The following is a 26,274-nucleotide window of genomic DNA, read 5'->3' as shown; positions in this document are numbered from 1 at the left end:
AAGGGTGTAGATGTAATAAGAACTGATACCTGTCTACTGTTCGAAGACTTCGGATTCAATCTGCGACTTCTCGCTTTGATCTAAATCAAAGGTTATGCCGATATCTGATATACGTCCAATTGATAATCCTGACCGTGTGATAAATGAAATCTATCAGCTTTATTTTGCTTTGTTAGACCTCACACTTTTAATCAATTTAGTTGATGATGATTTGTCATTTCGCTGCGTACTCAATCAGAAATTGACTAAACCATCACTAATAGCAAGCAACTTGATAATAGATAATATCTATCACACTATAGATACTATAAATTTGACCGAGGCCAACATCAGGAATAGCCTTGATGCAGATCAATTTTAAGTGTTGTTTTTTGCCTTAACTCAGGTTTTAGGCTGCCAGTTATCAGTTCAGAGACAAAAGCACTTAAAACACGGCGTGTACAGCTCAACTTCATGAAGCCAACCACGCTGGGCATGTAAAACAAGGTAAACCACCCCTTATGGATATCAAACAGCTCAAGTACCTCATCGCGCTCGAACAGACCAAACACTTTGGTCAAGCTGCTGCGTTGTGTCATATCACTCAACCAACGTTATCAATGAGAATCCGAAGCCTTGAGGAAGAGCTGGACCTTGAGCTCATATCGCGCAGTCAAAGGTTTGAAGGCTTTACCGAAGCCGGTGAAAGAATCTTAGCTTGGGCAAAGACTGTATTGGCAGCGCATGACGGATTACAAGCTGAAGCAGCCAACTGCAGAGGCCAATTGGTTGGCTCTTTAAGGCTCGGTATGGTGCCATTAGCCAGCCAGAACCCTATGCAACTGTTAAAGCCGCTTGCCAAGCAGTTTCCTGAGTTGCGCTTTCAAATACTGTCGATGACAACAGAACAGATCATAGACCAGCTCAATCGCAACCAACTCGATTTGGGCATGTGCTACGTTGACCAAGTTAATACGGCTTATTTTGATGTCATTGAGCTCAATTCAACCAAACTTGGCGTGCTGTTTGATGAACGTCACTTTGACTTTGCCGAGTCTGAAGTTCGTTGGGAATCACTGAACACTATTCCACTGGGTTTGCTCTCAAAAGGAATGCATTACCGCCACTCGATTGATCTCAGTTTTGTTAGTAAAGGGCTTGTCCCGCAAACCGTGATCGAAAGTAATTCTACGTTCCATCTTATTCAAGCAGTCACCAGTGGTCTTTGCTGTGCGATTATGCCACTCAACTGTGGGCTGGAAGAATTAAACGACACGTTACGAATTGTTCCGATTGAAGAAGCGGTCGTGCACGCTCCGCTAGGTTTATTGAAACGTAAGCAAGAGCCTTTCTCAGCACTAACGGATCAATGCTTTTCCGAAGCAAAAGTCATATTTAATCAATAACGAAACGCACGCCAAGAATATCAATATTAACGGCTTATGAGGTGACTTCATGAGATGTACTACTCAACCCTATGTTGAACTGCTCGATTTCAATCAACAACCTCCCCAACCTAATGCGTTTAATTATCGAGAATTGGCGGATGGTCGCCCCGTTCAGCAAACACCTCTAGCGAGTGAATCCGCGCTTGCCATTAGTTACAACGGTATCAGCCAAGCGGTGATGATGATCACTCCCGGTCATTTAGAAGACTTTGTCAAAGGCTTCAGCTTAAGTACTGGCATTGTGATTGATTTCAAAGAGATAAAAGATATTGATATCGGTGGAGATGGTGAATCGCATTATGCAGACGTTGAGATCAGCAACCGTGCTTTTTGGGCTCTAAAAAAACAAAGGCGAAACCTAGCTGGTACAACAGGTTGTGGCATTTGTGGCGTTGAGGCGTTAGAGCAAGCACTACCAGATCTACAACCTTTAACACCGTCTGTACCGCCTCGTTCTGAAGTATTTAAGGGCCTGAGAGAACAAGTCGCTTTGCACCAAGAAGCGGCAAGAGAATCTGGCGCTCTGCATGCTGCTCTTTTTGCAAACTTAAGCGGCGATATTATTGCTTGCCGCGAAGACATCGGCCGCCATAACGCATTAGACAAACTGATTGGTGCTTTAGCCAACAAGCATATTGACCCTAAAGCTGGCTTCGCAATTATGACCAGTCGTTGCAGCTTAGAGCTAATTCACAAAGCGGTACGTGCGCGGATATCAACATTGGTTTGTCTGTCTGCCCCCACAGCACTGACCGTCGAATGGGCGAGAAGAAATCATCTAAACCTTATCCATTTGCCTAAACATGGCTCACCTAGGCTTTATAGTCCAGCACCATAATCTGCGATTACAGATAACGCGAGTAAGCAGGGAAGATAAAAAAGAGACTCAATCCGAGTCTCTTTTTGTTTAGGGAGGCAATTAAGCTGGGACTTTTTGCGCTTTATAGGTGTTCATTGCAAATAGAACAATAACAGCGATGACAAATGGCAGAACGTAGATATTCATCTTTTCCCACCCTACTGTTGACTCTAACCAGCCCGATAGCAGCGCAGTAATCGTCACACAACTGAAGACGAAGAATTCGTTAAATGCCTGCGCTTTTGATTTATTGTGTGCTTCGTAAGACTGGCTGAATAACCCTGTTGCGGCGATAAACATAAAGTTCCACCCCACACCCAATAAAATAAGTGCTGTGGTAAAGTGCCAAATCGACTGTCCGTGGATATTTATCATCACAGAGAGTACAAACAGCACGCCACCTAACAGGATCATTTGTCTTGCGCCAAATCGCTCTATCAACTTACCCGTAAAGAAAGCAGGTACGAACATACCTAATACGTGCCATTCAATCACACCCGCCGCTTTATCAAAATCAAACCCACAGCCTATCATTGCAAGCGGTGTCGCGGTCATCAGTATATTCATCACCGCATAAGAGACCATGGCCGCAAATACAGCGAGCATAAAGTTAGGTGCAGAAATGATTTCACGCAGCGAGTCTGCTTTAGGGGCATCGTGTTGTTGAACGACTTCAGGAAAGCGAATTGTTTGTAGCAAAAGAAGTGCGCAAATGTTTAGTACGATAAGCGCCATGAAGGCACCGACATACAGCCCATCTTGGGACCACTGCTGTGAATAAACCGCTAAGTTCGGCCCGATCATGGCGGCTAGCACACCTCCCGCCATCGAAATAGAAATGGCTTGGTGTCTAGCATGAGCATCACAGACCTCTATTGCAGCAAAACGATAAAGTGTGCCAAACCCTATCCCAACGCCCAGCAATAATGTACCTAGACAGAACAGGTAAAATGATTGGTTTGCCAACGCGTAGGTCGCAATACTGGCGCCACTAATCCCCACAATATTGCCAATACTAAACCCTTTTCTTCGCCCAAATTTGCCCATAATCAGAGACGCTGGAATAGTCGCCGCCATCAAACCCAAGAATTGTAACGCGACCGGTAAAGTGATTAAGCTTTCACTTGGAGCCAAAGTTCGCCCTACCAAGCCAATCACGGAAATAAGAAGAATATTGCCCGTCATTAACAAAGCTTGGCAAACCGACAATAGCCAGACATTTCTATTCATTCGAGTGCCTCTCTAATCGCAGCTTCAACATGCAACTGGCTAGTATCAAACAGTGGTACATCCGTCTCATTTTGTTTTACTAGTAATCCTATTTCGGTGCATCCTAAAATCACACCTTGCGCGCCATTCGCCGCAAGATCTTCGATAATGTCTTTGTAATCGAGTTTGGAGCTTTGATTGATTTTTCCTAAACACAACTCGTCGTAAATAACGCTATGCACTAGTTTGCGTTGTACCTCATTGGGTACTAACACTTCAATGCCGAATTTGTCCGTTAATCGCTGCTTGTAGAAAGCCTGTTCCATTGTAAATGCTGTACCAAGCAAGCCTACTTTGGTAATCCCTTGCTCTACTAGTTTTGCTCCAGTTGCATCCGCAATGTGTATCAGTGGTATGTTTATAGCTTCCTGAACTTGCTCGGCCACAGTGTGCATTGTGTTGGTGGCAATAATCACAAAATCAGCACCAGCCCTTTCAAGCGATTTCGCCGTCTCACACAAAATGATGGCCGTTTCGGTCCACTTACCAAGCCTTTGCAGCTCCTCTATTTCTGCAAAGTCCACGCTATTCAAAATGATTTTAGCGGAGTGGAATCCACCCTTTAGCTGTTTAACTGCCTGATTGAGTTTTTGATAGTATGTCGCCGTTGATTCCCAACTCATACCACCGATAATACCAATTGTTTTCATCATGTATCCTTACCCATCGTCCACCGCTCATCAATTAATCAAATAAAACTTAAAATTGCAAATGAAACTCATTTAGTATTGAGGAAGTACATAGGTTTCAAACGCTTTTTAGACATCGGATGAAAATAGGTTTCAATATACAGAAAAAAGCCCCAGATATACTGGGGCAATATTTTCTAGGGAGGAAGGAACTGAAACTTAAGTTTGTGCTGGTTCTTCTTCCACTGGCTGCTCAGCTTCAACAGGTAACACCTGTTTTACGTAGCTGCCTGGCGCAGAAGAGATAACTGGAAACTCTTCATTACCGACACTAAACGGTTCAACCTGTTCTGCTGGGTTGAAACCAAGTAACCACTGGTGCCAATGCGTCCACCAAGAGCCCTCGGTATGTTTCGCATTTGCTAGCCACTCATCGGCGTTATCGTCTAATGACTCGTTAACCCAGTAACCGTATTTGCCTTTCGCCGGATGATTCACGATACCCGCAATATGACCAGACTCGCCAAGGACGAAAGTCTTATTACCACCCACTTTCAAAGCACCGCGGTAAGTGCCTTGCCACAACGCAATATGGTCTTCTTTGGTTGAGACAAAGTAGCTTGGTACTTTAATCTTGTTCAAATCAATCCATACGCCGCCAATTTTGACGCCTTTATCTTCAATCAACTTATTCTGGAGATATAAGTCGCGTAGCATGAAGTTGTGGCACGCAGCCGATACGTTGGTACTATCGCTGTTCCAGTACAGAAGATCGAAATCCACTGGACTGTTACCTTTCAGGTAGTTATCAACGTAGTAGTTCCAGTACAAGCTGTTCTCTCGTAATAGACTGAAAGTCACACTCAAGGAACGGCCGTCCATGTAACCTTTGGCATCATTTTGAAGCGTAATCGCATCAATAATGGTGTCGTTAACGTACGCACCGACTTCGCCAGGTTGAGAGAAATCCAACAAGGTAGTGAAGAAAGTCGCACTCTTAATGCGCTTTTTCATACGCTTAGCCGCATAGTAAGCAATGGTACTCGCGAGAACCGTACCACCGATACAATAACCCGCGGCGTTTACCTGCTCTTGACCAGTGATCGATTCGATCGCTGATACGGCTTTAGCAACGCCTTCGGTTACGTAATCACCAAATTCAACGTTCCTTTGTTCGACGCCAGGGTTACGCCACGAGATCATAAATACCGAATGACCTTGCTCAAGTAACCAACGAACCATCGAGTTCTTTTCTCGAAGATCGAGGATATAGTATTTATTGATGAATGGCGGAACGATCAACAACGGTACTGCATTCACTTTTTCAGTCATCGGACGATATTGAATCAGTTCGAATAATTCGTTCTGATACACCACATCACCCGCTGTATTCGCAATATCAGTACCCACGCGGAAAGCGTTGTTATTCGTCATACGGATTTTTAGAATATCCGCACTCGACTCGATGTCTTCTCTCAGTTGATCCATGCCTGCCAGCAGGTTTTGCCCGTTTTGCTCTAGCGTTAACTTTAACAATTCTGGGTTTGTAGCAATGAAGTTACTTGGAGAAAGCGCGTTAATTGCTTGTCGAGAGAAGAAACTGATGCGCTCCTTACTTTTTTCGTCCAAACCTTCAATACTATCGATTGTTTGAAGATACGTTTGGCTGAATAAAAGATAGGATTGCTTGATGAAGTTGTAGAAGACATCTTGCTGCCACTCTTGATTTGAGAAGCGCTTATCACCACGTTCAGGCTCTACGATACCTTCCGCATTACCTGCCAATGTAACGTTTTGCCAAATCTGAAGCTGCTTCTGCCACCACTCCGCTTGGATTTGTAACATAGCCGCAGGTTGGTTAGCTGCACTTTCAAACAGTTTCGCAGTATCTTCCAAATTGACTTCTTGCATCGCCTTATTTAAAGGTGAGTTTACGGCTGCCCTGTTTGTTTCAAAATCTTCCCACCACTGTTGATTGGTTTCTTGGAGCTTCACAAGGTAGTCCGAAAAGAAGTGTTGATACATAGCATTACTCCTAAAATCGGAAAAAAGCCGCCTTTCGGCGGCATTAATAACAGTGTTAAGCAGGGTTCACTGTTTTCAGGTTTTCCGAAGTCAGTTGTTCTACGTCTTCTTTAAACTCTTTAGCAATAGACTGAAGCTTGTTGCTATCGTCTGTCATTTGCTGAGAAAGCTTAGTCAGAACAGAAAGCTGCTGGCTGTTGAATGCCGTTAGCGAAGTCACATCTTTGATTTCGCTTGCTGCTTTCATTTGCGTAAGACCCATCTCACTGTATGTGCGGATTGCATTCAATTGAAGCTCTGTAAGAACTTCTACGTTCTTAGTCACTAGCTTGTTGAACTTCAAGTACGGTTCCATAGTCTTTTCAGTTTGATCAGAAAACGTTTTGAAAAAATCTGTATACATTGGTATTACTCCTAGGTTAATTCCATTTAAATGGCCAATTCGATTTACCAGCCCAATTGGTTAGGCGATGGATTTAATAACAACCGCAGTACCCATGCCGCCACCCACACAAAGTGAAGCCACACCATACTGACCGTTACTACGATTAAGTTCGTGAATAAGTGAAACAAGAATTCGGTTACCAGATGCACCAAGCGGATGACCTAAAGCAATTGCGCCACCATTAAGGTTCGCTTTATCTTGAATCGACTCTACAGGTACGTTGTGTTCATCCGCCAACGAATGAATAACACCCAAAGCTTGCGCTGCGAATGCTTCGTTGAGTTCGTAGACGTCGATATCACCAGTGGTTAACTCTGCTTTGTCTAAGGCGCGTGTCACCGCTTCAACTGGGCCAAGCCCCATGATTTCAGGTGAAAGACCAGACTGGGCATAACTAACGATTTCAGCCAGTGGCTCCAAGCCGTATTGTTCTACTGCTGATTCGCTAGCCACGATAATCGCGCTCGCGCCATCGTTAATGCCTGATGCGTTGCCCGCTGTGACTGTACCTTCGCGATCAAACGCAGGGCGCAGTTTTTGCAGACCACTCAGAGAAGCATTCGCCTTAGGATATTCATCCGTATCAAATGTGATCGTTTCTCTACGCTGTTTTACTTCAACCGGAACGATTTCATCTTTGAATTTTCCAGCTTCGATAGCCGCTACCGCTTTCATTTGGCTAGAGAGCGCGTATTCATCTTGCTGTTCGCGTGAAATGCCGACTTCGCGTGCAACGTTTTCTGCTGTGACACCCATGTGGTATTGATTAAATACGTCTGTCAGGCCGTCGTTGATCAGCAGGTCTGTCAGGCTCATGTTGCCCATTTTGTTACCGTCACGAACTGAACTCGGTACGGTGAACGGAATCTGAGACATCACTTCCACACCTGCCGCTACCACAACAGAGGCATCACCGGAACGAATGTGGCTTACCGCGTCCATAACTGTTTTCATACCACTGCCACACACCATGTTCAGCGTGTAAGCAGGAACACTGTCAGGAATCCCAGCGTAGATAGACGCTTGACGGCCGATACCCATTCCTTGAGCTGCGCCAACCACGTTACCAACGATCACTTCGTCAATCAGCTCTGGTTTTACTTTGCTTTGTTCAAGTGCTGCTTTGATTGCAACTGCGCCTAAGTTACCAGCAGAAATGCCTTTTAGTGTTCCGCCGAATGCGCCAATCGGAGTACGTTTTGCTGCAACAATAAATACTTTTTCCATCATCTCAATCCTTAATGCATGTATAAGCCGCCGTTGATATTCAGAGTTTCACCAGTGATGTAAGCACCGGCGTCACTCACTAGATAAGAAACTGACTGAGCAATTTCTTCTGGCGTTGCTAAACGTTTTAGTGGGATTTGAGCTTTGATAGAGTCAAGCACTTCTGGTTTCATTTGCTCAACCATTGGTGTGCCTGTATAGCCTGGTGCGACTACGTTAACAGTTACGCCACTACGAGCACCTTCTGCTGCTAGCGCTTTGGAGAAGCCAATCATACCGGCTTTCGCTGCAGAGTAGTTGGTTTGGCCAAACTGACCTTTTACGCCATTGACTGATGAGATGTTGATAACACGACCACCACCTTTTTCACACATAGCGGCAAAGAGAGGCTGAGTCACATTGAAAACACTATTTAGGTTGGTGTCGATGACTGCTTTCCACGCGCTACCCGACATTTTCTTGAACAGTCCATCACGGGTAATCCCTGCGTTATTTATAACTACATCAATGGTTCCTTCTTCCTCAAGTAGGGATTCTAAACGCTCAGCACATTGCTCAGTGTCTGTCACGTCCAGTTCGAACAAACGTACCTGGTCTTCCGTAAATCCTTTTTCGTTAAACCATTCCAACGCACATTCATAGTTACCAGTGAAATAAGTAGCAATTACACGGAAACCGTCGTTCACTAATTGAGAAGAAATTGCAGAACCAATTCCGCCTTTTGATCCAGTGATCAAAGCGAGCTTTTTCATCAAGAGACTCCATTCTATACAGCAAGTATTAACATTGTATGTCGATAGGTGTACATCCAAATCACCAGCCAACATAAATTAAATCTTTATTCGGCTTTTCGCCTTGCTCTATTAATCAAAGCTAAACTCAATTTGTTACAGTTCAAATATTATTTGACTTTTAGTGCATAAAGTTGAACAAAGTCTCATAAAGCATGAAATGTTATATAGTTGTTAAACTACATAAGGCATTGTTTTTAAATGACTTTTATTAAATGCCAACTTTATCACAATATTCTAAGTCATTGTTTTCTATTCAATATTGCATCCTGTTTCTATAATTTCATTACAATTGAATACTTTGCATCAAAAAATAAAAAGCCACAGTAAGTTGTATAAACACCGTCCAGAACACGTGTTATCAGTTATACTTTTGTCTATTTATAGTTATATAAAACTGATATTTAGAATAATCATAAAATTTTAATCCTATGATTATTTTCAATAATTACCCATATGTTATATAGCGACTAAAGTCTAATTATAAGAAGGTAAATCACGTTCTAAATTAGAATATTTGATGTGCCACAATCATCTATTTCCATGAATAAAAAACCCCGATTTATTAGATCGGGGTTGGCAAATATCAAATCATTTTCATTCCATGAAAATTATCCGGCAGTGGAAGGCTTGATTCGATAAAATATCGCGAATAACACTGGGACAACGATCAAGGTAAGCACGGTAGCAAAACCTAATCCTGCCATAATGGTAATCGCCATTGAGCCAAAAAATGCATCAAATACTAGTGGGATCATCCCCAAAATAGTGGTCAGCGCAGCCATACTTACTGGGCGAACACGTGAGATCGCACTATCAAATACGGCTTGGTACTTATCTTTACCAGACGAAAGTTCAATATTGATTTGGTCTAACAGCACAATCCCGTTTTTCAAGATCATGCCACTTAGGCTCAATAACCCTAAAAATGCAGTAAAGCTAAACGGCATATTGGTAGCTAAAAGCCCAATTGAAACGCCGATGATAGATAGCGGCACTGTTAGCCAGATGACTAACGGTTTTCTGAGCGAGTTAAACAAGAACATAGTGATAATAAACATGATCAAGTAGCCCATGGGTAGCGATCCAAACAAAGCTTCTTGAGCGTCTTTCGAAGATTCATACTCCCCACCCCAACTAATGCTATAGCTTTCAGGTAAAGGTAGCGCCTCGACTTTAGGTTGAATACGCGCAAACAAACTCGCTGCGGTTTCATCACCCAATACATCGTGGTCAGCCAGCACAGTGAGTGTTCGCTTTCTGTCCCTTCTCTGTATGAGTGGTTCTTGCCAATCAAGCTCGATACCATCGATCACCTGTTCAACCGGAATGTAGGTTTGCAGTGAAGGGCTCCAAATTTTCACGTTGGCAATCGAACCAAAATCAACACGCTCTTCCTCAGGTAAGCGGGCGATAATAGGTAGCCTGTGTGTGCCATCTCTCAGCAAGCCGATTGGTGTTCCGCCAAACGCCATCTGCAAGGTTTCTGATAGCTCTTCTTTGGAAATGCCTAAGCGTCGAGCCTTAGATTCATTGAACTGCGGTACTAACTCTTTGGTTCGTTCACGCCAATCATGGCGAACGTTTCTCGCCCCTGGGTCGGAAAGCAGAATATCTTCTACTTGCAAGGCGATATTTCTTAAAGTCTGTGGGTCTGGACCTGTAATACGCGCTTCGATTTTTGAGGCCGGAGATGGGCCAAATTCCATTAATTTAAACTGGAACGTTGGCTTGTTGAACTTAACCGCCAGCTCTTTATCAAGCTGTTCTAACAATTCGAACATCGTATCGCGGTCAACGGTTCTAACCTGCAATTGCGTATACGCTTCATAACTTTTTTCAGGTTGATACGTTAACGCGAAACGCTGTAGGCCTTGCCCTGTCGACGTGGAAACAAACTCTACATTCTCTTGTTCACGAATATAACGTTCCACTTTTTTGGTTTCTTTGATGGTCTCACGAATATCGGTTCCTTGCGGCATCCACATATCAACGTAAAACATCGGCGTATTGGATGGTGGGAAAAAGGACTGCTTCACCATCCCAAAACCGAAAACAGAAACCACTAAAAGTGCCCCCATGCTAACCAAGGTTAACCAACGAAAACGCAGAGCTACCTTTAAGATCGTGCCAAAAACGGTAAACAACACGCCTTTGTACGGATCTACATCGGCATCGTTGTCGCTGGCTTTGTCTTCTTCACTGAACATCATTTCTGCGAGGAATGGTGTTAAGGTCAACGCGGTAATCCAGCTTAAAAATAGTGAGTAGCACAATACCCAGAATAAAGAGCCCATAAACTCACCCGTCGCATCTTCTGAAAGACCGATAGGTGCAAAGGCAGTAATTGCAATAATGGTGGCGCCTAACAATGGCCATTGTGTCTGTTTGACAATATCAATGGAGGCTTGCAGCTTGGATTTGCCTTTTTTCAGGCCGACCAAGATACCCTCAACGACGACAATGGCGTTATCGACCAACATACCCAGTGCAATGATCAAAGCCCCTAATGAGATACGATGCAGTTCGACATCATTTTGATTCATTAAAATGAAAGTACCGAAAACCGTAAGAAGCAGGACAGAACCAATAATAATGCCGCTGCGTAGCCCCATGGCGAACAGCAGGACAACAATTACAATACCAACCGCTTGACCTAGGCTGACGATAAAGTCATTGACCGAGTTATCGACCTCAGCGGCTTGGTTGTAGAAGTAATCAATATTAACCCCAGCAGGCTTAATGCTTTCTAACGCGTTGAGTTCCGCCTGAAGTGCTTTACCCACTTCAACAACGTTGACCCCCGAACCAAATGAGATAGCAAGATTAATCGCTGGCTTGCCATTAAAGGTAATAACATTGGTTGGCTTTTCCTGAATACCGCGGCTGATCGTTGCAACATCTTTTAAACGAATCAAGTTACCCGTATCGCGGCCGTGAATGATCAGCTCTTCCAGTTCTTGCTCAGAGCTCATCGTCCCATTAGGTCGGATAATCAGTGACTGGCCATTGACCATCACTTTACCTGCTGATTGCACGCTATTTTGCTGGTTAAGCAAACCAACCACGGTATTCATATCTAGGTTTAATGATGCAAGTCGCTCCAGTGATACTTCGACAAAGAGCTGCTCTTGCTGATCGCCCGCAATGGCCACCTTTCCGACGCCGTCCACCAGCTCTAATTCACGGCTTAGATAGTCCGCATAGCGCTTAAGCTCTACATAGTCGTAGTCATCCCCTGTCAGCATTAACATAATGCCGTATACGTCACCGAAGTCGTCGATGATCTGAATAGAACTGACGCCAGATGGTAAATTTGGCTTGAGATCGGCGATCTTTCGTCGCATTTCATCCCAAATTTGTGGCAGTTCTTCTGGCCCGTATTCCATCTCCATGCTGACCATTATCTGTGACATACCGTCCGATGATGTCGATGTAATGCGGTCGATATAAGGGAGTTTACGGATCTCTTTTTCTAATGGATAAGTAAGCTCTTCTTCAACTTCCTGAGAATTGGCTCCTGGGTAGTTAGAGATGATCATGGCATCTTTGATGGTAAATGCTGGATCTTCTAACCTCCCTAATTCCATAAAAGAGGTGTAGCCGCCCACTGCCAATATGACCAAGAATAACCAGCTGATCACTTTGTTTTTAATTGAGTACTCTGCAATATTCACAGCTCAGCTCCTTTGACTTCCATGCCATCACGTAGCTTGCGTAAGTTTGAGTTGATCACGACATCGCCTTGGTGAATCCCCTTAGATATCAGTGCACCTTGGCCGTTGATTTGTTCTACTGTGACGGGATAGCGGTGCGCTTCTCCTTGTTGCAGCTTCCACACAAAAAAGCTGTTGCGGTTGGTACCTGCATCTATGGCGGTCATTGGTAGTTGATAACCTTGAACTGTATTTAAGCCAGCTTGTACAAGATCAACCGCGACTTTAGCACTTGTACCGGGCAAGATCGCCGGGGTGACCTGAGGCATTGAGAGCCAAAATTCGTAACTTTGACTTTGTGGATGAAGCTCCGTGGTGTGCTCTAAATACGCCATTGTGTAACCCGTCTCATGGCCTGAAAAACGCACTTGAGGCTGGTATCGGTCTGAGCGAATTTTCGGATTCAGCATGGCTAAAACAGAATCGGAGATATTGATTTTTACGTACACTTGGCTATCCATATAAACCGACATCACCACCTCTCCGGGCGCGACACTTTCGTATTTATCTTTGGCCACATCGGAAACAACGCCATCAAAAGGCGCGGTTAACCTTGTGTACGACTCACGGGCATGGGCAGCTTCTAGGTTTGCTTGTGCCAACTTATAGCTCGCTCTTAACTGATCAAGCTCTGCCGATGAAATCATCTTGTTGCGGAGCAGCCCTTCCCCTCGTTTGAACTGCTTCAGAGCTAACTCATATTTTGCCTGAGCGTCATCAAGGTTCTGCTTTTGTTTGGCATCTTTAAGCAAAGCAACCACTTGCCCTTTACGAACGTTATCGCCTTCACGCACAAAGACTGCAGCCAGCTCTCCATCGACTCGAAACGCCAACGGTGTCAGCTCTGCTGGAACCACTAGCCCATTAAAGTTGCGATATTGACTCTCGACCGGCGCGCCGACACTCAATGTATCGACAACCAAGTCATTGACAGGTCTATGCTCTACTTCCGGTTTACACGCAGCAAGAGAGAGAACAGCCATCGCGATAACCGAATACTTAATCAATCGCATTTAAATGCCTCCCTCTTTCACCCAAGCCTTCACTTGCTGGCCAGAAACCAAACTATCCACTCCCGCTTGCACGATCAGATCACCCGCTTCTATTCCAGAAATCACACGACCGCTCTCATCCAAATTCACTTGAACCTTGGTGATCGTTTGTTTTTCATCATCAAATCGGTACAACTCGCCCGTGGTATCTTGTTTAGATACCCAAGCCGATCTCGATATGGTGAACCCTGGCTTCCTTTCGCTGTGTTGAAGGTTGGCTAACCCTGTCATCCCAGGCAACAGATTAATGCCCTGTGGACGTTGAATAGTGGCACTTGCGGTGTAACTGTTGGTATCACTCTCTGGTTGGGTAGATATCTCTTTGAATTCGGCAGGAATCGCCAGACCAGTATGGCTGTCCATTTCCACGAGCAATTGAGAATTTGCAATGCTTTCTAGACCATTTTGTTCGATGTAAGTCACGGGCACAGTAAAAACAACGTCCAAGGTGTTGTTATCAATAAGGTTAAGGACAGGTTCGCTCGCGCCCACAACTTGGTTATTTTTACTGAAGACAATTGAGACAACACCATCAAATGGAGCTTCAATCTTTGTGTACTCAAGATCAGTAATAGCTTGGTCTAATGCCGCTTTTGCAGCTTTCAAATTGGTCTCGTGCTGATCGTACATATCTGCGCTAACCAACTTTTTTCGAAACAGTGCCTCTGCGCGTTCAAATGCGGTTTTGGCCAAATCGTATTCGGCTTGGCGTGCATTAACTGCAATTTGATAATCGGTAGCGTCAAGTAGTGCAAGTAAATCGCCTTGCTTTACCATCTGCCCCATTTTGACTTTGATAGCTTCAACCTGACCACTCACCTGAAATGAGAGAGTCGCTCGTTCTGTCGCATCTATTTCCGCAATGAATGACTGAGAGCTTTCTCTATCTGAATCAATTACTTCCATCAATTTTACAGGTGTGATCACCTGTGACTCGACAATTTCTGAGTTTGCTTTATCACACCCCACTAATGCACCTGTTAGCACTGCAATTGCTAATAGATATGCGGGTTGCCGTGTTCTTAGTTTGTTCATTTTCATACACAAGGCTCTTGATTTAATATGCTTTACACCTGTGCAGTATATTTATTAGATAAGCGAGATCAATATTTATTTTCCATTTGTGCAGTAAAATATTTGACATAGATCGCCTCATAAGCGACGTTAAAGGTGAAAACTTGGTTTATATCTGGTAGAAATACCGCGTCGTGAATAATTGATAAGTAAAATGTCAGAAAGAAAACAAGGCCGCCGAAGTGCACAAAGCGCTGAGCAAACAAAATGTGAAATTTTAAGGGTCGCGACCGAGCTATTTTGCGAGCTTGGGTATGAACGAGTCTCTCTACGTAACATCAGTGAGAAAGTCGGCGTGTCCCATAGTTTGATACGTCACCATTTCGGCAGCAAAGAAAAGATATGGCATGCGATCAGTGATGGGTTACACAAATATATGGAAAGATATTTGCGTACTATCATTGAGAATATGCCAAACAACACAACGCCAAGCATTAAGTTATATACTTTTTCTGTTCGCCTTTTGGCCCATATGCTGACGTTTAAACAACCAATACAGTTGATCGCGGATGCAGTTCGTCAGGAAGACGCGCTGTTTGACTACTTTATTGATAGTGCTGGAGAAATTGAGGCGATTGTTAACCGCATTTCCGACGAATATAACAACGATCATCCAGATACGCCGATCAACGTATGGGAGATCAAGTGGCAGATGATCATGTTTGCTCACGGGGCGGCAAGTCTTACCCCTTTCATGATGGAAACCTGGTCAGAGGAAACCGACGATTATCAACAATGCCTGCTCAACCATTGGCAACTGTATAACACCATGATGGCGTGCCGATTTAGCATTCCAGAGTCTGAAGTCTTAAAGCCAGAAAAAGTGGCGGACCTGGTTTACACCATTCCTTGCCATTCCGATTGCGAATCTTAAACCCGTGATCCAATCAATGAGAAAAGCGTGCTGATTAACCCATTCAGGTTAAACCAAGCACGCTTTTTAATATCAGACTATTGAACTTTAAACTGCCCCATTTCCTGATTCAGTTCACTCACTTGTCGATTGACCTGCTCAGAAACCAGCGCTGAGGCATTCGACATTTCAGCCACGCCTTCTATCGACTCATGAACTTGTGACATCAAGGTATGGATTTGCTGTGTCGCGCTCGATTGTTGCTGCGCGGAGCTCAGTAACTCATGCATTTGGCTATCCAGTAACTCTATTTGTTCAGCCGTTACACTCAAAGTCCCAGATGCTTGCTCTGTATGCGTTGCCCCTTCTTCTGCGAGGTTTTTGCTCTTTTCAATTTCGCAGGCAACAGAGACAGTGGAAGATTGAATAGCATGAATGATCGCGTTAATTTCTGACGTTGATTCCGTGGTTCGAGTTGCGAGCATTCTTACCTCATCGGCAACCACAGCAAAACCGCGCCCATACTCTCCGGCCCTCGCAGCTTCTATAGCAGCATTAAGCGCGAGTAAATTCGTCTGCTCTGCTAAGCCTTCGATCACTTCTGTGACTCTGCCTATGGCTTCGCTTTCTTTACTCAGTGCCAACACCTGTTGATTGGCCATTTCTATGGTTTGGTGAATGGATGCGACCGTCTGACGGTTCTGCTCTAACGCGCGACTACCCGCTTCAATTTGCTGTTTCGATTCGGTCACATTGCTCACCGATAGTTTCGCTTGTTGCGCGGTTTCTTCCGCAGAGCAGCTCACCTCTGACACCTGTTCACTCACCAATGCAATGGTTGCTTTCTGATCATCCACTTGCTTTGCGGTCTTAGCGCTGGACTGCTCTAATGCCGTCATACTGTCTGTTACCGCTTGTGCTTTTTCAGTTACGCCGCTCACTATGTTTGCCAGCGCACCATTCATTTGATTGATCGAATGAGTCAAGCTGGTGAGCTCATCATTGCCTTGCACAACCAACTCGTTTTGAGAAATATCACCTGCTGCAATTTGCTGAGCACGTTTAGACACTGTCGTCACTCTGCGGCCTAGGTTTCTCCCCATATACGTCGCCACCGAGATAGATACAATTAGCACAACCAGCACTGATGCAACCAATAAAGAAACCACTGATTTAACTGAGCTAAAAATCCCAGCGCCACTATCATCCGCTTGCTTTTGCTGCGCGGCGATCAAGGTTTCCAGCTTTGTATCTAACGCGTTAAGTGCTGGTATCAGCTCTTGAGCCATTTTCTGGTTAGCGATATTCCAACCTGGTGTCGTGCGCAGCTCTATGATCTGCTGAGCTAATGGAAAATACAGTTGCTGCATCTCTTTAAACAAATCCCACAGGCCAATATTGCTGTCAGACATCAAGTAAGTTTTTGACTCAATTTCTGCAACGAATTTGGCGTGTGAACGAAGAAAGTCACGATACTTGTCTAGGTGCTCTTGCTTACCATATTGCAAAAAGTCCCTCATTGAAGACAGCGCGTTGGCTAGTGATGTATAGCTGTCGGCATAGAGACGAAACAAGCGCTTTCGCTCGTCGCCTTCTTTGTTGCCCGCTTCGTCATCAATTAAACCTTGTAGTTGGTCGAGCGCGACCTCAGCGATGGGCGCGGCTTCGTTAATGAACAGCGCATGGGCAGGCATATTTTCATCAGAATGGCTGAGTTTAGAAATATCGGCAATCAAAGTTTTTACATGCTGCCAGCCTGATTCGATTGGCTGATATGTTGCGTCTTTTAATAACCCTTCCAACTTGGGTAAAGACTCATCTGTTTCTAAAACAATAGTATTTAGCCTATCTAACTGAGTTTTCCCTAGCTGTTCATCACCACCCAGTAACATGTATGCGCGCAGAGTAGACACTGAAGCTTGCAACGACTGCTGAATCGAGCGCCCATTGTCCACGGTCGGCAAATCAGATTCCAACAAAGAGGTCGTATGCTGCTCCACCGTATCTAAGCTGCGATAAATAAATAGCCCTGCTACGATAAAAAGTACTGCAAGTGACAGAAAACTGAGCTGTAACTTCCCTGATATCGTGAGTTTCATCCTAATACTCCCAAGTTTACTTCGCATTGAATATAACAACTTGATTACAAATATTAAACAAGAGTTATTAATAAATGAGTACTTAGGATATCGGTCATAGGATCGCCCAGGGCACAGAGATGTACGTGCCCTAGACCATTAAGCCGCTTCTAGGGACAAGATCAGATCTGAAAACTTGGGCTTTAAAGCTAATTGCTCAGGAGTGATCGCTTGTAAAAGGGATGCAAACGGGGAGTTGGCCAAAAAAGCACGTATGTTTGGCCCCGCATGGGCACTGAATGTAGCGTTATGGCGAAACGCCACATAATCTAATGCCACGTGCAAATATAATGTCGCAAGGTTGCAAGGGGCTCTGCTGTCATGAACTGGGTCGAGTCCAAGTAAAAGTGCTGGCTCTTCTTCTATCTGAGCTAAACAGCGTTCAATGGCTTTCGAGCCCCTGCTAATTAGCTCATTCTCTACTTCAGTAAAGCGCGGTAACACCGCCGTTCGAAAAGAGAGCTCCATCAGTGTTTTTGCCAGGCCCAGAACACGCATTTCACTTGGTGAAGACAAGTTCAATGCCTTTAGGTTGTCCACCTGATAGGCCCCACATAAGTATTGGCAGATGCTCAGGCTTTCCATCAACGCCGTACCGTCATCCAGTTCCAAAACCGGGATCGTGCAAAACGGATTCACCTTCTTTAGGTTGTTAGGCGATTGCCAAGGGTCGACCCACTCCAACTCAAGAGCGGATGGCTGAATCAGGCCCAAAATGGCCAACACAGCACGTGAGAATGGTGAAGTATCATTGAGATATAGTTTCATTGATCAATCCTTTGTCTGAATAGCGGTTCTACCTTCGCTGTAGTCGCTGGTAGGTTGCTTTGAAATCGCAATTAAGCTTGCAGAAACCACCAGCGCACAGGCACTGAGAGCAAACAGTGGCAGGTACGAACCGAGTATTGGCGCGAAATGTGCCATCCCATAACCGATAACCCCCTGCGCAAGTGCAAATGCCATTGTTGCCGCCCCCCAAGCTTTAGTGTGTAACTCGTAATCGACAGACTCTAAAGTATATATAGACACCAACGACACGGTGCCAGGGGTAAAAATGCCGACCAGCAGTGCAGAAAGAAACAAAGACAACGGATGATGACTTAGCAAAGGCAAGGCCACGCCAAAACCTTTGAGAAGATACGAGACAACCAATGAACGCCTAACGCCAAAACGATCCCCCATTGTGCCGGCTAAAATCGGCCCAAGCATGGCACCTAGACCGAATGATGCCCACAATAATCCACCCGCTGAGAATGGCATGTCTAACTCTCTGACCACGTAATCAACCCAGAACATTGTGTGCGGGAGATAACCTACAGCGTCTAAGCTGTATGCCAATAGAATGAGTGCGAATGTCATTCGCTGCATTTTTGATAAGTTGTGAAATGACCCCGCAACAACACCATAGCTTTGCTGTTTGTCGTTTTCTTTCCAAACATTCCAAGTTAATACTGTAGTGACCAGTGTGATGGCCCCCATCCCGAACCAAGCTGAAGCGAGATTAAAATAGATCAGAACAGGTACAAGCGTTCCAGATAGCAACGCACCGACACCAATACCAGAGAAGATAACACCACTGACTTTCGCTTTGATCTCTGCGCGATGAAGTCGAATCATCATCGGTGGCGCCAATATAATTAATATCGCACCTGCCACACCTGCCAGCGTCCTCAGTAAGTAAAACCACGCTAAAGGCGCCGTTTCTGATGCACACCCGATATAGCTCATGCCGCTCACAAGCATCGCGGCTCTTATCAAAAAACCAGCAGCAAAGTAGCGAGTCAGTACGCTAATCGCAGGCACCCCAAAGATATAACCAATTAAGGTAGCAGCCCCAAGGTACGAAGCCTGGCTTTCCGTAAACCAACCAGCTTGAATCAGTGCCGGCATCAGTGCGATATAAGCAAAGCGGCCAATACCATTTCCGATCAGCGTCGCACCAAGGCCAGCAAGGCTATACCGGCTAAAAGTTTGGTGGGTATCCATGTCGCTCTCTTATAGCAAAAAGTGTGTGCTACTAGCATGCCACGATACGCAACTAATGACACTTGCACTTTGGTCTTTATATGTCTGAACACCTGTTTGGGAAGAACAAACACAAAATGGCGGTATTCAATTGTGATGAATACAAAGATAAAACCAACTGGCATCTTAAGGAGTGGAGCGATATGAATCCCCTAATTTCTGCTGATTTATACATCGGTGGAAACGCGTAGATGACCAACTCGCGAGATCACACTTGCACCAGTAGTTCCAGCTTCGATGCAGCAATTTACGCTTTCACGGGCGCTGTGCGAGCAGAACTAAATTGAAATCTAACAGCACAAAAACACAGGCACTGTTTTCACCAGTGCCTGATTTCTTTGTTCCAAAGTACTTTTCCGGACGTTAAACGCAATGAACTTCGTCGTTAATTTCCATATTCTGCTCCGAGAAATGCTGCCAGAGCGTTGACATTGCGGGTGTCATTTCTTCTGTCGAGAAACGATACAATTTGATTTTGGCCGGTATTGCAGCGATGGAATCCGAAAATCGAGTCAATCGTTGTTCTTCCAATTCTTCTTGAACAAAACCCGCAGGCAACCACACCACGCCATGGCCAGAGAGCGCCATAGATTTGAGCGAATGTGTTACCGCGTTTTCATAGACAATTTTGAAGTTACACTTGCTCTGACCAAGTGAACCATGCTTTTCCAGCACCTGTGCAAAGAAGGTACTGGATGGATAATTCAACAAAGGCACTGTCGCGTTTTTGGCATCTTTAAAAAGGGGTGAACCATCTTCTTTGGTTGCCACGACAGGGATCAAGCAGTCTGTACCAATAGTGACGGTTTCAACTTCGGGATTTGGGATATAAAGCCGAGTGCCTTTAAACGACAAACCAATTAAGAAGTCAGAACGGTTATCGATAAACGATTGGACAGAGTCATGCAGATTCTTTGGGCAAACACACACCGTTGCCGTTTTAAACGCATCGGCATTGTTGTTAATCATTCGATTCACAACGTATTCAGATAACGAGTGTTGAGTATGGAATGTGATCGTTGTTTCATTATTGTTAACTTGCTTGACCGTTTCTAGCCTGGCGAACTCGATCTGTTGCTTCAACTCGTTAGCGTGTTTTAAAAATCGAAAGCCGGCTTTAGTGAACGTTGCCGGATACGTGTTTCTGTTCACTAAATCAGCGCCAAGCCACTCCTCTAATAGTTTGATTCTTCTACCAAATGCAGGCTGAGTAACATTTCTCGCCTTGGCTGCTTTCGCAAAACTGCCATATTGAGATAGGTACAGAAAATCCTCTATCCACTTTAAATCCATCTGCTTTCCTTGGGCTCCCCGCCCTTCGATTTTTACAACTGATTAAAAAAATACTAACAAGGGTGTTAAAAAAAAGCATTATCTTTCGAGCGATGTCGAACGCTAATGTAATTGGGTGTTAAACATATCACTTACATTAACAGGAGACACAAAATGCATTTAGCACGTTATCCACGTTTGAACTTTGCTCATTTAGATACACCACTTGAGCTAATGGAAAACCTAAGCAAGGCACTGGGCGGTCCGAACATCTGGATCAAACGAGATGATTGCACTGGTCTGGCTGGTGGTGGCAACAAAACTCGTAAGCTTGAGTTCTTAATGGCAGATGCGGTTGAAAACGGTGCCGACACAATTATTACTCAAGGTGCAACTCAGTCGAATCACGCTCGTCAGACCGCAGCTATCGCAGCCAAATTGAATATGAACTGCTACATCTTGCTAGAAGACCGCACAGGTAGCGACGACCCTGACTACAAATTCAACGGCAATGTCATGCTGGACCAGTTGTTCAATGCAAAATTATCGAAATACCCTGGCGGTACTGATATGAATGCAGCAATGGAAGATGTTGCGGCAACACTCCGCGCCGAAGGTAAAAATCCATACATTATCCCTGGCGGTGGCTCTAACCATATCGGCGCACTTGGCTATGTTAACTGCGCACTAGAAATCCTAAAACAAAGCAATGACCAACAGCTAAAAATCGACCACGTTGTGCATGCAACAGGCAGTGCGGGTACTCAGGCTGGTCTAGTGACTGGTTTCGCCATGACTAACAGCCAAATCCCAGTATTGGGTGTCGGCGTTCGTGTCGACAAGCCAACTCAAGAAGGCAACGTATTCAAACTTGCGCAACGTACAGCAGAGCACCTAGGCGCTAAGGACGCGGTATCACGTGAAGATGTCGTCGCAAACTGTGATTACGTTGGCGAGGGTTACGGCATTCCTGCTCCTTCAACCATTGAAGCCATCAATATGTTCTCTACTTACGAAGGCATCCTGCTAGATCCTGTTTATTCAGGCAAAGGCGCAGCAGGCTTGATTGATCTGATTCGCAATGGGCATTTCAAGAAAGGCGAAAACATCGTATTTGTTCACACTGGCGGCGCGCAAGCACTCTTTGGCTACCGCGACAGCTTCGATTTTGCGAACTACGAATAAGCGCTGAGGTAAGAGAAAGTCATGGCCAATATCCTAAGTAATAATGCACATATTGAGCAGTTAGCCAACCTCAAGAACACCTATGCTCCAGGGGTTTTGATCTCTGTTCTTGTTGGTTTAGCCGCGCTTTATCTATCAAATAACTATGGTGCGCCAGCAATGTTAATGGCTCTTTTACTGGGTATGGCCTTTAACTTTCTTAGCGTGGAGCCCGTCTATGCCAAAGGGCTGGAATTTACAGCCAAAACTGTCTTAAGAATTGGCGTTGCACTGCTTGGTGTACGAATCACCTTAGGTGATATCACAGCGCTTGGTGTAACCCCTATCATCACAGTCTGCGCGGCCGTCGGTTCCACCATTGCTTTTGGCCTCTTCCTGGCAAAACGAATGGGGTTCAATTCTCACTTTGGTTTGCTCACGGGTGGCTCAGTGGCTATCTGCGGTGCTTCTGCGGCAATGGCTATCAGTGCCATTTTACCGCAGAGCGAAGAGTCAAAACGCAACACCTTGTTCACCGTTATCGCGGTCACCACGCTCAGTACAATCGCAATGGTGCTTTATCCACTCATCGCGCTTGCACTCGAGCTCAATACAACGGAGATAGGCTTCTTTTTAGGTGGCACGATACACGATGTGGCACAAGTTGTGGGCGCTGGATATAGCGTGTCGGAAGAAGCCGGTAACTTAAGTACCTTTGTTAAGTTATTGCGTGTCGCAACGCTCGTCCCTGTGGTTTTAATCGCATCATTTTTCTTAATGAAGCATAACGCTTCGCATCAAGGTAACAAAGTACAACTGCCCTTTTTCCTCGTCGGTTTTGTATTGATTTTTATTGTTAACAGCACTGGGGTAATCCCTGCCGCGCCGCTGGAGTTACTTAACGCCCTATCGTCGAAGTTACTTCTAATCGCAGTGGCAGCACTGGGGGTGCGAACGTCACTAAAAGACGTATTAACGGTCGGTATAAAACCTATCTTACTCGTTGTTATGGAAACGCTATTTATAGCAGCAGTTATTTTACTCTGTATTTTCTTCACTAGATAAACACTCAAGGAAATAAAATGGAATTTATTAAAACAGCCAACAAAAAAGACAACGTGGTTGATAACGATCTAGAAACACGTGCAATTGTCGAAGGCATGCTAAAAAGAATCGAGCAAGAAGGTGAACAAGCGGTCGCTGAATACGCTGAAAAGTTCGATAGCTGGACGTCTGAGTTTGTTTTATCGAACGAGAAACTGCAGCAACTCATCGACTCTGTGCCTCAAAGCGTTAAAGATGACATCGATTTTGCTCATAAACAGATTAAGCGCTTTGCGAATGCACAACGTGACAGCTTAACCGAGTTCTCTATCGAAACAGAAGAAGGCGTCACCTTGGGGCAAAAAGTACTACCTGTACAAGCCGCAGGATGTTACGTACCAGGAGGCCGATACGCACACGCGGCTTCAGCACTAATGAGTGTCGCAACCGCCAAAGCAGCGGGCGTTCCAAATATTATCGCTTGTTCTCCACCACGCGGTGAAAGCATTAACCCAGCCGTTGCTTATGCAATGCACGTTGCAGGTGCGGATGTCATTCTCGAAATGGGTGGCGTACACGCGATCGCAACCATGGCGAATGGTCTGTTTGGTACACCAAAAGTCGACATCATTGTTGGCCCGGGTAACGCGTATGTAGCAGAAGCGAAACGCGCTCTGTTCGGCCCTGTTGGGATTGATGTGTTTGCTGGCCCAACGGAATCTGCCATCATCGCGGATAAGCATGCCGACCCAATGACGATTGCCGTCGATCTGGTTTCTCAGGCAGAGCATGGCATCAACTCCCCTGTTTGGTTATTCACCACGTCACGCGAAATTGGCGAAGAAGTGCTGGCAATCATGCCATCTGTCATTGCCGATATGCCAAACGCGGATGTGTGCGAAGCGTCATGGCGTGATTACGGCGAGATCATTTTCTGCGAAGACAAAGAAGAGCTTGCGAAAGTCAGTGATGAATACGCGTGTGAACACCTGCAAGTCATGACCGAAGATCTGGAATGGTGGAAAAACAACCTCAACAACTACGGATCACTTTTCCTCGGTGAAGGCAGCACAGTCACACACGGTGATAAATGCTCTGGCACCAACCATATTTTGCCAACCAAATGTGCCGCGCGTTACAGCGGCGGTCTTAACGTACAAAAATTCATGAAAGTGCTGACTTATCAACAGATCAGCAACGAAGCAAACCTGATTTTTAGTGCTGCAGGATCTCGTATTTCACGTACCGAAGGCATGGAAGGCCACGCACGTGCTTGTGACTGGCGACTAAGAAAGTACTTCCCTGACATGGAATGGGATTTCGAAGTTTACAACCAGAAGTCGTACACCTCTGAGGAAGTTTAGATGGAAAGGTTCACCAAATCATTCACTCAGCAAGCCCCTATCCCAGAAGAAGGGATCGCACTCGCCGTAGAGGTGATGCGTACAGGTCGCTTGCATCGCTACAACGTTGATCCAGGTGAAAAAAGCACAACGGATCAGCTTGAGTTAGCCTTTGCTCAATACATGGGTGTGGATAATTGTTTGGCGTGTGCATCGTGCGGGTATGCCCTTCATATCGCTATGCGCAGTGTTGGTGTCAGTCACGGTGACAAAGTGCTGTGTAACGCTTTTACTTTGGCACCTGTGCCGGGCGCGATTCACAATACAGGGGCCACTCCGGTACTGGTTGAGATCGATGAAAACCTGTGTATCGACCTAGATGATCTGGAATACAAAGCAAACCAAAGCGGTGCTAAGTTCTTATTGCTCTCCCATATGCGTGGCCATATAGCAGATATGGATAAAGTGGTCGATATTTGCCACCGCTACGACCTAACGCTAATTGAAGACTGCGCACATACCATGGGTGCGAAGTGGAATGGCAAACTTAGCGGCAGTTTTGGCGATGTGGCCTGCTTTAGTACTCAAACCTACAAGCACATGAACTCTGGCGAGGGTGGTTTACTGGTTACTCCGCACAAGAAAATCATGGCGAAAGCGATCATCTACTCAGGCTCTTACATGCTGTATGACCGTCATCACGCCGCGCCAGAAAGCAGTGAGTTTGACGATGTTCGTCTGCAAACCCCGAACTACAGTGGTCGTATGGATAACTTGCGCGCCGCAACCTTGCTGCCGCAAATTGCCAAATTGGATGAAGATTGCAAAGCATGGAACTTACGCCACGATATTGTTGCAGAAGTGCTGTCCACCAGCGACAAGATCAAACTAACCGAGAGACCACAGAAAGAGCAGTTTGTTGCCAGTTCCATTCAGTTTAGCCTGCCAACTTTCAGTGCAGAGCAGTGTATTTCTCTGGTAGAGCGATGTGCCAAACGTGGTGTGGTGCTTAAGTGGTTCGGCAGCAACACCCCTGAAAGTTACACCAGTAAATACGATAGCTGGGCCTACCTAAACGACGAAACTCAGTTAGTTAAAACCGATCAGGTGCTGTCTACCCTACTGGATATGCGTCTGCCTCTTACTTTTGACGAACAAGATTGCAGCTTAATTGCCAAGATCATCGTTCAAGAAGTGGAGGCGACTTATGAGTAACCATCTGACTCCGGGCGTTATTGGTGGTATGGGCCCAGAAGCCACGATTGATTTGATGTACCGCGTGTTTGAACAAACGCCAGCGTCAGACGACAGCGGCCACATTCGATTGCTAGTCGATAACAACCCTAAAGTGCCTTCACGAATTAAAGCCATTATTGAAGGCACAGGCGAAAGCCCTGCTCCTTGTATGGTTCAAATGGCGCAAGGGCTTGTCAGCCAAGGAGCCGACTTTTTGGTTATTCCGTGTAACACGGCTCATTACTACTACCAAGACGTCGCAAGTTCGGTTGACGTTCCGGTGATCAACTTGCTCGATATTACAGCCGAAGCAATGCGCTCACTTGGCTGCTTCAAAGTCGGCTTGCTGGGTTCCACTGCTCTGCAGATAACCGATATTTATGGCCCGGTGTTTCGCAAACATGGTCTGACCCCTGTTTATCCAGATCCACATCATCAGGATGATTTGATGGCGCTAATCAAAGCTATCAAAGCCAAATCATTCACCGATGATGATCTGAAAACTCTGGACGAGCTACAAAACCACATGACCAACCAAGGTGTGGATTGTCTTGCTCTCGTCTGTACTGAGCTTTCAGTAATTAAAAACAAAATAGAGTCTGATGTACCTGTATTCGATGCGGTAGACATTCTATCCAAGGAAATCATTGAACGCGCACAACAAACTAAACCTAATCTATGAGGG

General features: G+C 45.3%; 22 protein-coding genes. 9 read left to right on the top strand and 13 right to left on the bottom strand.

The window, feature by feature from the left end; translation table 11 throughout:
* Positions 1-500: 500 nt before the first annotated feature.
* A complete protein-coding gene (locus tag VNE01S_RS05870; RefSeq protein ID WP_053394851.1) occupies positions 501-1,385 on the top strand; it encodes a LysR family global transcriptional regulator AcsS in 885 nt (294 codons plus the stop codon).
* Between the two features lie 49 nt (positions 1,386-1,434).
* Positions 1,435-2,265 carry a formate dehydrogenase accessory sulfurtransferase FdhD gene (gene fdhD, locus VNE01S_RS05865; protein WP_053394852.1) on the top strand — a complete coding sequence of 277 codons (831 nt, stop codon included), beginning with the start codon at positions 1,435-1,437 and terminating at the stop codon, positions 2,263-2,265.
* An 81-nt stretch (positions 2,266-2,346) separates the two neighbouring features.
* On the opposite strand, the gene VNE01S_RS05860 is transcribed toward fdhD, so the two are convergent.
* The 9 genes from VNE01S_RS05860 to VNE01S_RS05820 form a co-directional block, all read right to left on the bottom strand.
* On the bottom strand, positions 2,347-3,516 hold the full coding sequence (locus tag VNE01S_RS05860) for an MFS transporter (RefSeq protein ID WP_053394853.1): 1,170 nt from the start codon (positions 3,514-3,516) through the stop codon (positions 2,347-2,349).
* A complete protein-coding gene (locus VNE01S_RS05855) occupies positions 3,513-4,205 on the bottom strand; it encodes an aspartate/glutamate racemase family protein (protein ID WP_053394854.1) in 693 nt (230 codons plus the stop codon). The genes VNE01S_RS05860 and VNE01S_RS05855 overlap by 4 nt, the downstream gene beginning before the upstream one ends.
* Positions 4,206-4,403: 198 nt before the next feature.
* Positions 4,404-6,209 carry a class I poly(R)-hydroxyalkanoic acid synthase gene (phaC, locus tag VNE01S_RS05850; protein ID WP_053394855.1) on the bottom strand — a complete coding sequence of 602 codons (1,806 nt, stop codon included), beginning with the start codon at positions 6,207-6,209 and terminating at the stop codon, positions 4,404-4,406.
* Positions 6,210-6,264: 55 nt separating this feature from the next.
* On the bottom strand, positions 6,265-6,612 hold the full coding sequence (locus VNE01S_RS05845) for a phasin family protein (protein WP_053394856.1): 348 nt from the start codon (positions 6,610-6,612) through the stop codon (positions 6,265-6,267).
* 60 nt (positions 6,613-6,672) lie between these two features.
* Positions 6,673-7,881 carry an acetyl-CoA C-acetyltransferase gene (locus VNE01S_RS05840; RefSeq protein WP_053394857.1) on the bottom strand — a complete coding sequence of 403 codons (1,209 nt, stop codon included), beginning with the start codon at positions 7,879-7,881 and terminating at the stop codon, positions 6,673-6,675.
* Between the two features lie 11 nt (positions 7,882-7,892).
* Complete coding sequence (locus tag VNE01S_RS05835) at positions 7,893-8,633, bottom strand: SDR family oxidoreductase (RefSeq protein WP_053394858.1); 741 nt, start codon at positions 8,631-8,633, stop codon at positions 7,893-7,895.
* A gap of 650 nt (positions 8,634-9,283) precedes the next feature.
* Positions 9,284-12,349 (bottom strand): efflux RND transporter permease subunit, encoded by a 3,066-nt coding sequence (locus VNE01S_RS05830; RefSeq protein ID WP_053394859.1) that lies wholly within the window; start codon positions 12,347-12,349, stop codon positions 9,284-9,286.
* Complete coding sequence (locus tag VNE01S_RS05825) at positions 12,346-13,401, bottom strand: efflux RND transporter periplasmic adaptor subunit (RefSeq protein ID WP_053394860.1); 1,056 nt, start codon at positions 13,399-13,401, stop codon at positions 12,346-12,348. The genes VNE01S_RS05830 and VNE01S_RS05825 overlap by 4 nt, the downstream gene beginning before the upstream one ends.
* Positions 13,402-14,481, bottom strand: coding sequence for an efflux RND transporter periplasmic adaptor subunit (locus VNE01S_RS05820; protein ID WP_053394861.1), 1,080 nt, complete (start codon positions 14,479-14,481; stop codon positions 13,402-13,404).
* 187 nt (positions 14,482-14,668) lie between these two features.
* Between VNE01S_RS05820 and VNE01S_RS05815 the strand changes: the two genes are divergently transcribed.
* Positions 14,669-15,388 carry a TetR/AcrR family transcriptional regulator gene (locus VNE01S_RS05815; RefSeq protein WP_053394862.1) on the top strand — a complete coding sequence of 240 codons (720 nt, stop codon included), beginning with the start codon at positions 14,669-14,671 and terminating at the stop codon, positions 15,386-15,388.
* 77 nt (positions 15,389-15,465) lie between these two features.
* On the opposite strand, the gene VNE01S_RS05810 is transcribed toward VNE01S_RS05815, so the two are convergent.
* From VNE01S_RS05810 to VNE01S_RS05800, 3 genes are all read right to left on the bottom strand, one after another.
* A complete protein-coding gene (locus VNE01S_RS05810) occupies positions 15,466-17,466 on the bottom strand; it encodes a HAMP domain-containing methyl-accepting chemotaxis protein (protein WP_053394863.1) in 2,001 nt (666 codons plus the stop codon).
* 138 nt (positions 17,467-17,604) lie between these two features.
* Entirely contained in the window at positions 17,605-18,273 is a 669-nt protein-coding gene (locus VNE01S_RS05805; RefSeq protein WP_053394864.1) for a glutathione S-transferase family protein, read from the bottom strand.
* A gap of 3 nt (positions 18,274-18,276) precedes the next feature.
* Entirely contained in the window at positions 18,277-19,491 is a 1,215-nt protein-coding gene (locus VNE01S_RS05800; RefSeq protein ID WP_053394865.1) for a YbfB/YjiJ family MFS transporter, read from the bottom strand.
* Between the two features lie 80 nt (positions 19,492-19,571).
* Between VNE01S_RS05800 and VNE01S_RS19265 the strand changes: the two genes are divergently transcribed.
* Positions 19,572-19,721 carry a hypothetical protein gene (locus VNE01S_RS19265; RefSeq protein ID WP_156309807.1) on the top strand — a complete coding sequence of 50 codons (150 nt, stop codon included), beginning with the start codon at positions 19,572-19,574 and terminating at the stop codon, positions 19,719-19,721.
* A 172-nt stretch (positions 19,722-19,893) separates the two neighbouring features.
* Here the strand turns inward: VNE01S_RS19265 and VNE01S_RS05795 are convergent, their stop codons facing one another.
* A complete protein-coding gene (locus tag VNE01S_RS05795; RefSeq protein WP_053394866.1) occupies positions 19,894-20,823 on the bottom strand; it encodes a LysR family transcriptional regulator in 930 nt (309 codons plus the stop codon).
* A 153-nt stretch (positions 20,824-20,976) separates the two neighbouring features.
* Here VNE01S_RS05795 and cuyA point away from each other — a divergent pair, with 153 nt between their 5' ends.
* The 5 genes from cuyA to cuyB are packed head-to-tail and all read left to right on the top strand — an operon-like array spanning position 20,977 to position 26,271.
* Positions 20,977-21,987 (top strand): D-cysteate sulfo-lyase, encoded by a 1,011-nt coding sequence (gene cuyA, locus VNE01S_RS05790; RefSeq protein ID WP_053394867.1) that lies wholly within the window; start codon positions 20,977-20,979, stop codon positions 21,985-21,987.
* Positions 21,988-22,008: 21 nt separating this feature from the next.
* Positions 22,009-23,031: a YeiH family protein gene (locus VNE01S_RS05785; RefSeq protein ID WP_053394868.1), complete on the top strand. Its 1,023-nt coding sequence runs from the start codon at positions 22,009-22,011 to the stop codon at positions 23,029-23,031.
* Positions 23,032-23,048: 17 nt separating this feature from the next.
* A complete protein-coding gene (gene hisD, locus VNE01S_RS05780) occupies positions 23,049-24,374 on the top strand; it encodes a histidinol dehydrogenase (RefSeq protein ID WP_053394869.1) in 1,326 nt (441 codons plus the stop codon).
* Positions 24,375-25,568: a DegT/DnrJ/EryC1/StrS family aminotransferase gene (locus VNE01S_RS05775; RefSeq protein ID WP_053394870.1), complete on the top strand. Its 1,194-nt coding sequence runs from the start codon at positions 24,375-24,377 to the stop codon at positions 25,566-25,568.
* Entirely contained in the window at positions 25,561-26,271 is a 711-nt protein-coding gene (cuyB, locus tag VNE01S_RS05770) for a cysteate racemase (RefSeq protein ID WP_053394871.1), read from the top strand. The genes VNE01S_RS05775 and cuyB overlap by 8 nt, the downstream gene beginning before the upstream one ends.
* Positions 26,272-26,274: the final 3 nt, after the last annotated feature.

The organism is Vibrio nereis NBRC 15637 (assembly GCF_001591105.1).
Taxonomy (GTDB): Bacteria; Pseudomonadota; Gammaproteobacteria; order Enterobacterales; family Vibrionaceae; genus Vibrio; species Vibrio nereis.
Note: the sequence above shows the minus strand (reverse complement) of the source record. Positions and strands in the feature narration are given on the sequence as shown.

Excerpts from the sequence above, each read along its gene's own strand:
- VNE01S_RS05870 (WP_053394851.1), top strand. The coding sequence starts at position 501 with ATGGATATCAAACAGCTCAAGTACCTCATCGCGCTCGAACAGACCAAA.
- fdhD (WP_053394852.1), top strand. The coding sequence starts at position 1,435 with ATGAGATGTACTACTCAACCCTATGTTGAACTGCTCGATTTCAATCAA.
- VNE01S_RS05860 (WP_053394853.1), bottom strand. The coding sequence starts at position 3,516 with ATGAATAGAAATGTCTGGCTATTGTCGGTTTGCCAAGCTTTGTTAATG.
- VNE01S_RS05855 (WP_053394854.1), bottom strand. The coding sequence starts at position 4,205 with ATGAAAACAATTGGTATTATCGGTGGTATGAGTTGGGAATCAACGGCG.
- phaC (WP_053394855.1), bottom strand. The coding sequence starts at position 6,209 with ATGTATCAACACTTCTTTTCGGACTACCTTGTGAAGCTCCAAGAAACC.
- VNE01S_RS05845 (WP_053394856.1), bottom strand. The coding sequence starts at position 6,612 with ATGTATACAGATTTTTTCAAAACGTTTTCTGATCAAACTGAAAAGACT.
- VNE01S_RS05840 (WP_053394857.1), bottom strand. The coding sequence starts at position 7,881 with ATGGAAAAAGTATTTATTGTTGCAGCAAAACGTACTCCGATTGGCGCA.
- VNE01S_RS05835 (WP_053394858.1), bottom strand. The coding sequence starts at position 8,633 with ATGAAAAAGCTCGCTTTGATCACTGGATCAAAAGGCGGAATTGGTTCT.
- VNE01S_RS05825 (WP_053394860.1), bottom strand. The coding sequence starts at position 13,401 with ATGCGATTGATTAAGTATTCGGTTATCGCGATGGCTGTTCTCTCTCTT.
- VNE01S_RS05820 (WP_053394861.1), bottom strand. The coding sequence starts at position 14,481 with ATGAAAATGAACAAACTAAGAACACGGCAACCCGCATATCTATTAGCA.
- VNE01S_RS05815 (WP_053394862.1), top strand. The coding sequence starts at position 14,669 with ATGTCAGAAAGAAAACAAGGCCGCCGAAGTGCACAAAGCGCTGAGCAA.
- VNE01S_RS05810 (WP_053394863.1), bottom strand. The coding sequence starts at position 17,466 with ATGAAACTCACGATATCAGGGAAGTTACAGCTCAGTTTTCTGTCACTT.
- VNE01S_RS05805 (WP_053394864.1), bottom strand. The coding sequence starts at position 18,273 with ATGAAACTATATCTCAATGATACTTCACCATTCTCACGTGCTGTGTTG.
- VNE01S_RS05800 (WP_053394865.1), bottom strand. The coding sequence starts at position 19,491 with ATGGATACCCACCAAACTTTTAGCCGGTATAGCCTTGCTGGCCTTGGT.
- VNE01S_RS19265 (WP_156309807.1), top strand. The coding sequence starts at position 19,572 with ATGTCTGAACACCTGTTTGGGAAGAACAAACACAAAATGGCGGTATTC.
- VNE01S_RS05795 (WP_053394866.1), bottom strand. The coding sequence starts at position 20,823 with ATGGATTTAAAGTGGATAGAGGATTTTCTGTACCTATCTCAATATGGC.
- cuyA (WP_053394867.1), top strand. The coding sequence starts at position 20,977 with ATGCATTTAGCACGTTATCCACGTTTGAACTTTGCTCATTTAGATACA.
- VNE01S_RS05785 (WP_053394868.1), top strand. The coding sequence starts at position 22,009 with ATGGCCAATATCCTAAGTAATAATGCACATATTGAGCAGTTAGCCAAC.
- hisD (WP_053394869.1), top strand. The coding sequence starts at position 23,049 with ATGGAATTTATTAAAACAGCCAACAAAAAAGACAACGTGGTTGATAAC.
- VNE01S_RS05775 (WP_053394870.1), top strand. The coding sequence starts at position 24,375 with ATGGAAAGGTTCACCAAATCATTCACTCAGCAAGCCCCTATCCCAGAA.
- cuyB (WP_053394871.1), top strand. The coding sequence starts at position 25,561 with ATGAGTAACCATCTGACTCCGGGCGTTATTGGTGGTATGGGCCCAGAA.